Here is a 1,499-nt window from a genome sequence, read left to right on the forward strand (position 1 = left end):
TTTTACCAGTTTTTTAACCTTGGTAAACAATGATTAGATAATATGTTAAGCAACTGATTGTTTGTCAAGTATTAGCGAATTTTTAAACACTCTCAGATATACCATGTACTAAACGAATACAATCAATCTAAGTAATATTGATGTATTATATTTAATGTAAATTAATAAGATATAAGGAGATGAAGAAGTGAAAACTGTTGATAGAAAGGTTAGAAAAAATATAGTTCTTTCAGCAAGTATAGAAAAAGAGTTAAAAGAAATGGCTGAATATTATAAAAAGCCTCAAAGTGTTTTGATTGAAGAGTTATTAAAAGAAAAACTTAAAGAATACAAAAAGAAGCATTGGAAAAAATTTTGAAAAATGCGGAACATTTTGCAGGAGTTACAGGAAACAAAATATTTCAAGAATTAAAAGAGGAAATGGGATGATAACAGCATCTTGATTTTTTAACCATATTTACCTATAATTATTAATATGAAAAAGTTATTAAGGATTAGAGAAGCATCACAAATATTGGGAGTATCTGTTAGTACATTAAGAAGATGGGAAAAAGAAGGAAAACTAAAACCTATTAGAGTTGGAAAAGAGAGAAGATACGATTATGACAAATTAATGGAATTTTTAGGACAAGCATCTGATAATGCAGTTGCAATTTACGGCAGAGTATCGTCAGCAGACCAAAAGAAAGATTTAGAAAGACAAATTGAATTTTTAAGAAAACAAGTAGAAGGAAAATATGAAAAGATTTATGAGATAAAAGATATAGCAAGTGGAATAAAAGAAGGCAGAAAAGGATTATTAAAGTTAATAGAACTTGCAAAATTGAAAAAGATAAAAGCAATATATATAACATATCCGGACAGATTAACACGATTTGGATATCAATATTTTGAAGAATTTTTCAATGCATTAGGAGTTGAGGTTATATCTGTGGATGGAAAAGATATGAAAGAACCGGAAAAAGAATTAGTAAAAGACTTAATAGAGATATTAACTTCATTTGCCGGTAGATTGTATGGATTAAGAGCAAATAAAATAAAGAAAGCAATAGAAGAGTTAAAAAATGAGTAGCATAATCCTATCATACAGTCTAACCCTACCACAAAGCATATATCCACATTTAGATTATCTAATCTCAATAAACAAAAGAAAGATAAACAACTGGATAAATAATCTATGGAACAATGAAACATTAAATAAATTAAAACAATCAGGAAAAGCATTAACTATTCTAAAAAAAGATATAAAAAATGAAGAAAAATGGATACCATCAAGAGTATATAGAAACTCCTTAGAATTAACCGGACAAATACTTCGCTCTCAAATAGAAAGAAAAGAAATATATGAATTTATGGTAAATCATCCCTGCACTATATTTTGGAATGAAAATTATTTAGCAGACCATCTACAAAAATCACCATTATTTATATTAAACATACAAAGACAGATAAAAAAACAATTTAAAAAAGGATATATAGAAAAAGATTATCTTAAAGCA

At 26.8% G+C, this 1,499-nt stretch carries 2 protein-coding genes and 1 pseudogene; all 3 read left to right on the top strand.

Going from position 1 to position 1,499, the window contains the following annotated elements; genetic code table 11:
* The first annotated feature begins 187 nt into the window (after positions 1 to 187).
* The gene (locus tag QOR43_RS08545; protein ID WP_283571484.1) at positions 188 to 358 is read left to right on the top strand and encodes a hypothetical protein; all 171 of its coding nucleotides are present in this window, start codon (positions 188 to 190) and stop codon (positions 356 to 358) included.
* 117 nt (positions 359 to 475) lie between these two features.
* Positions 476 to 1,072: an IS607 family transposase gene (locus tag QOR43_RS08550; RefSeq protein ID WP_265133347.1), complete on the top strand. Its 597-nt coding sequence runs from the start codon at positions 476 to 478 to the stop codon at positions 1,070 to 1,072.
* Positions 1,065 to 1,499: pseudogene (locus QOR43_RS08555) on the top strand (RNA-guided endonuclease TnpB family protein); the annotation flags it as partial. The gene QOR43_RS08550 and the pseudogene QOR43_RS08555, both read left to right, overlap by 8 nt.

It is taken from the genome of Venenivibrio stagnispumantis (assembly GCF_900182795.1).
GTDB lineage: Bacteria > Aquificota > Aquificia > Aquificales > Hydrogenothermaceae > Venenivibrio > Venenivibrio stagnispumantis.

Bases quoted from the DNA above. Each gene is read 5' to 3' on its own strand.
- QOR43_RS08550 (WP_265133347.1), top strand. From the start codon at position 476: ATGAAAAAGTTATTAAGGATTAGAGAAGCATCACAAATATTGGGAGTA.